The organism is Hymenobacter piscis (assembly GCF_018760735.1).
GTDB classification, from domain to species: domain Bacteria; phylum Bacteroidota; class Bacteroidia; order Cytophagales; family Hymenobacteraceae; genus Hymenobacter; species Hymenobacter piscis.
Map to the genome: position 1 here is coordinate 1 of NZ_JAHHZN010000043.1, position 4,611 is coordinate 4,611.

The window sequence follows — 4,611 nt, forward strand, 5'->3', positions numbered from 1 at the left end:
TGCGAACCAGCCGCTGCAACTGCGCTTGCTCGGCAGCCGACAGTTCAATCGAAGAAGAAGTGTTCATCCGACCCTATACGAACTCGACACCAAACTGGTCTAATAACTATGCGGGCAGAGCACTAGTCGGGCAAGAAATAGCCCCGGCCACCGAAGTGGGCCGAGGCTACGCAGGATGAACGCGCACGTCCTCCTTCAGAGGCTCGAAGATAAATAAAGACGGCTGACCGCTTGCTTGCCATCACAGTATCTTTTGGACCAAACTTTTAACCAAGGCCATTCATGGGCTGCGGCTCCTAAGATGTAGGTAGTTGTTTTAATGCAAATATGTCTGATGCTGACTGTTATGCTTTTGCTATGGGTTCGCTCAGACATAACCGTGCTAACCGGTGACTGGTCGTCAGGGCCATATCGGTCGACGCCTTCTGGTTACCAGCGCAACTGCGAGGAAACTTCCGTGAAGGCTTGCTGGGCTTCCAGTTGCTGTTTTACTGCCTCGTAAGACTCGGGCCGCAAGCTGGCCACAAAGTGTTGAGCACTGCTCAGCATGCGGATATATAAGTCCGGCTTTCCTTGTCGGCTCAACACACGCAACGCATCCAAATAGCCTTCGCGGGCGTGGGTGGTGATGATAATGCGGCACTGACCAGCACTCACAAGCTCGGCATTCATCATTAGACGGGCCACCCGACCATTGCCATCATCAAAGGGGTGGACTTCACTGATTAGAAACATCATGAACATTGCCCGAGCAAGCGGCTCCGTCAGGTTCCGGTAGAGCTTGAATCCTTCGTGCAGGGTGCCGCGCACGAGGGCGGGGTCTACAAAGTCGGTCAGGCCGGCCTTGTTGGCATATTCTTTCCACTGACCGGGGCGTTTGTCCGGCCGGGCCCGCATCAGCTGAGCATGCCGCCGCTGCAGGATAGCGAGCAGTTCCTCCGCCGTTTGGGGGACCACCCTCATTTCCGCGATGTTGCTGCAGAGCTGGTACGTACTCAACACATCGTGGGAATCCGCATGCCGGCCGCCTACTGCCCGGCCGGATTCCACCATGCGGTGGGCTTCATCCACCTGGAAGACCGTGCCTTCAATGAAGTTAGAGAAGTACGCCTCAAAGAAGGCCACCGTGTAAAATGCCGGGGCGGCCGGCCCTGGGTCGGGCCGCTCCGGGAGCGCTGTTTGGTGCAAAGCACTAAGCAGCTCCGTGAGCAAGGACACCCGGCCCGCATCGAAGGGGAGACCGAGCGCCCGGGCCCGAGCTACTGGAGAATTCAACACTTTGCTGGACTGAGTGGTCAGCAGCGCCCCCACGATGCGTTGCAGCAAGGCCAACTCAGTTGGCCAGTCAAGGGCCGCAGCCACTTCCCGGGCTTGGTCCCGCAGGACGTTTAGCCCGTCTTCTCCCCGGATGCTGAGCACCATTTCCAGCCGCTCCTCGACGGTTTCGATGGGCAGGTTTTTGCTGATGCCCCCCTTGCGGACGCGGGCAGGCTGCAGGTTTTCAAGCAGCCCACGGGCTTCTGAAGCAAAGAGCAGATTGCCATCTCCAAAGGGCGTGTCACTAGGTAAAGCTTCCGGCCCTTCCAGCAAGTGGACGGTCAGGCCGGGCAGCTCCACATTGCGGGTATATTTATAGGTTAAGAACAAGTGAGCATCAGCTGAGGGCCCGCCTTCTAGCTGCGAGCGGTGGCTGATGAGTGCTCCCGGAAACAAGTGCTGCACCACCGGTAACCAATTTTTCCGAATCAACACCTCCGGAGTAGTAATTAAGTCTGGGGAGTAGATGCGGGACGCCACCTCCCGCAGTTCTCCCCGCTGCCGAGCGGCCCGAATCCGCCGATTCTCTGCCGAATCTGAAGTCCCGAATACCAGCAGTGGCCAGTGTGCATTTTTTTCCATTAAGAAGAGCGCTATGGGGCCAACTGTTAATTTTATTCGATTAACGCATCAATTTGAGACAATTTTTTAGATTAACATCAAATTGGCACGAAATATAAGCAGCAGCAATCTACCACAAAGAGCTAGGCTTGAGTAGACAGTATGGTGATAACCTTAAGGGGGTTGCGTTAGTAACTGGACAAAGAATTACGGTAAGGGCCTCAGGGGTCGCAGGCCATTGACCAGCACATCGGCTGGCAGTTGGAAGGAATAGCGGCCCAGGCGGTTCAAATGGGCAAAACGAGCTGGTGAAAGCTGGGCCAGGTGCTCAGGTAGCGCCGGCTGACCTGCCGCCTGCTGCTGACGTTGCAAAGCCAACTGGGCATATACCGTGTTCCACACGACGACCACGTTGGTGACCACCTTGAGGCAGCGCACGACTTCCTGCTGGGCCTCTTCCTGCTTCTGGCGCAGCACCCCGTCGCCGCCGAACCAGAGCCAGCTGCGTAGCGCGTGCAGTTGCTCGCCCTTGTTGAGCTGGGCGTGGATGCGCCGGCGCAGGGCCTGCGAGTGCAGGTAGCGTAGGATGAAGGCCGTTTTGACCAACCGCCCGTACTCCTGCAGCAGGTGGGTGAGGTGGTGCTGGCGGGGATAAGCCTGTAACTTACTGATGAGCAGCGAGGCGCTTACCCAGCCCGTTTTCAGCGAGCCGGCTACCCGCAAGAGGTCGTCCCAGTGTTGACGCACGTAAGCCGGGTTGAAATGGGCGGTGAATTTGAGCGAAGGATAACTCAGTTCGCGGCCTTTAATGCGGCACAGGCGTTGGTTGGCTAGGTCGCGCAGGCGGGGCGAGAACTGCAGGCCAAGCAAATCGAAGAGGGCAAACACGATATCGGTGTAGCCGTGCGTGTCGGTGGTGTGCTCGAGTAAGGGGAGTTCCGTCTCGTTGCCCAGCACCTCGTCGAGCACGTAGGTGGCATCGCGCGTGGTAGAGGAAATGGCGCGGCTGCCGAACTGGGCGTACTGGTCGGCCGTGTGGGTATAAATGGTGAGGCCCTGCCCGTAGCCAAGATGGCGCGGGCGTTGCGAATCTTGCCGCTGACGGGGAAGCGCTGGCCATCGGAGGAAGAGAGCGCGCCCCCGCCCCAGTGCCGGGCCAGCCACTGGTGGTGCTGGTGGTTAACCAAGCGGGTGGTGGCCCGCTTGAGCGTGTCTTCGCGCAAGTAGTTGGCCGTCACCCAGCACAGGGACTGATAATCCAGTCCTGTACTCTGGGCCATCTCGCGCAGGGAGATGTGGCAGGCGTTGGCCAGCAAGGCCGCGTGGAGCAGCGCCTGGTGCTCCGGGGCGCGGGGCATCGTCTGGTCCAGGCCGGTCAGTTCGGTCGAGAAGCCCGTCCACTGGTCAACCTCCACCAGCACCTCCGTGAGCTCTGCCCGCGGCAGCGAGGCGGTCAGCAACGCACACAGTTGCTCGACCTCGGGACTGAGTTCCTCCGCCCGTAGCGGGGTATCGACCGGTTCCCCGTCCTCGTCGAGGCGAATATCCTTGCCCTGTGCCAGTTAGTGCTCCAGCAGCGGCAATTGCGCTTCGACTTCCTGCAAGCGCACGTCCAGCCGGTGCGCGCTCCCGAGTTGCGCCAGTAAGTCCGGGCGTTGGCGCGCCCATTCGGTGGCCGAAAGCAAGTAGGTATCGAGCGACGCGTACTTGCGCGAAGCGTTGACGACCACGTCGCCAGCCCGCAGCCGCTCGCGCAGCGTGGCCAACACGCACAAGCCGTAGCGCACCCGCTGGGCGCGGCCATCTTGGTCGAAAACGAACGCCCGCCAGCTGGCAGGAATAAAGGCCGTCGCAGCCGCCTCGGGCAATTTGCGCCGCTGGCCCGTGTGCAGGTCTTTCAGTAAGATAAACGCGTCGGCGAAGTCGTCGCCCGCAAACGCCTGCTCAAAGGCCACCTGCTGCAAGAGGCTGCCCAGCAGCGTATTCAGGCGGGCGGCCACCGGCAGTAGGTAGTCTAGGTACGAGTGGCGGGCCGGGCGGGCGAAGTCGGCCACGGCGGTGAGCGCCGCTTGCAGCTGCTCGCGGGGCACCTGGGCGTAAATCTGTTCCCTGAGCGCCTCATCCGGTACATGCTCCTCATCCATGACTAGGCCCACGGCTTGGCCGAGCGTGCGCAACGCCTGGTCTTTGGCCCGCGCGTGCGCCAACTGGTCGTCCTGCAGCGCCCGTCGGGCGCGGGCCACGGCGTGCTCCCAATGCTCGTCCACCATTTTGAGGACCATATCCGTCAGGTCGCGGTAGGCTTCTCGGCAGGCAGCCACCAGCAGCGGATGGCGCTTGGCCGGCGTGAAGCGCTGGAGCACCTGGTTGGTTTTATTGCGGGCCGTGTGGGCCAACCGCTTCTGGCGGTTGGGGTGCAGGTCGTCCGCTTGCCAACCCGGCACGCCGAGCTGGTCGAAGTAAGCCAGCTTGCTTAGGGTCTCCTATGTTTGAGTTAGCAGAATTTGAGCACCCGCCGGATGTTGGCCAAGCAAATCCACGCGTTGAAGCTGTTTAGAAAGTAAAAGGACTCCCCAAAGAAGGCAAAATTTGAGGTGCGACACTCCTCTTTTCGTCTTTCCAATGGAAGTCCTTTCCAAAGATATGATTCGGCAGTGGATTCTGCCGGCGCTGACCTTTTCGTCCCACGGCCGCCCTTCGGTGGTGGAGCCGAGTGAGTTGGTCGAAGCCATT

Annotated in this window: 2 protein-coding genes and 1 pseudogene; all 3 read right to left on the reverse strand. The window is 60.1% G+C overall.

Translation table 11 applies throughout. The features are described 5' to 3' along the window. Positions 1-429 precede the first annotated feature (429 nt). Positions 430-1,899 (reverse strand): Fic family protein, encoded by a 1,470-nt coding sequence (locus KLP40_RS20915; protein ID WP_215595789.1) that lies wholly within the window; start codon positions 1,897-1,899, stop codon positions 430-432. Between the two features lie 186 nt (positions 1,900-2,085). After that, positions 2,086-3,299, reverse strand: a pseudogene (locus KLP40_RS20920) (Tn3 family transposase). Positions 3,300-3,440: 141 nt separating this feature from the next. Continuing rightward, on the reverse strand, positions 3,441-4,322 hold the full coding sequence (locus tag KLP40_RS20925) for a hypothetical protein (RefSeq protein WP_215595791.1): 882 nt from the start codon (positions 4,320-4,322) through the stop codon (positions 3,441-3,443). Positions 4,323-4,611 lie beyond the last annotated feature (289 nt).